This is a genomic window from Marinobacter sp. UBA2498 (genome assembly GCF_002341575.1).
GTDB classification, from domain to species: Bacteria; Pseudomonadota; Gammaproteobacteria; order Pseudomonadales; family Oleiphilaceae; genus Marinobacter; species Marinobacter manganoxydans.
Window position 1 is genome coordinate 1 of sequence record NZ_DDOI01000111.1, and the last position, 324, is coordinate 324.

Sequence of the window (324 nt, forward strand, 5' to 3'; positions counted from 1 at the left end):
GAGCCATGGAACAGCACGTCACCCACAAGCGCCAGACCGGATTCCTTATGATAAAAAACCACATGCCCCGGTGTGTGGCCGGGACAGTGAAGGACTTCCAGGGTCTGGTTACCCACGGTGACCTGCTGCCCATCTTCCAGCCAGCGATCCGGGGTGAAAACTTCCGGGGCCGGAAACCCGAACATCTGCGCCTGCTGGGGCAGGCCAACAATCCAGAAATTGTCTTCCTTCTGCGGCCCCTCAATGGGAATACCCAGCTCTTTGGACAGCTCCGCAGTTCCGCCGGCATGGTCAATGTGGGCATGGGTAAGCAGAATTTTCTCG

General features: G+C 58.0%; 1 protein-coding gene. It reads right to left on the reverse strand.

Going from position 1 to position 324, the window contains the following annotated elements; translation table 11 throughout:
- On the reverse strand, positions 1-324 hold a 324-nt coding region (locus B2W52_RS15455; protein WP_286803699.1), incomplete at both ends, for an MBL fold metallo-hydrolase.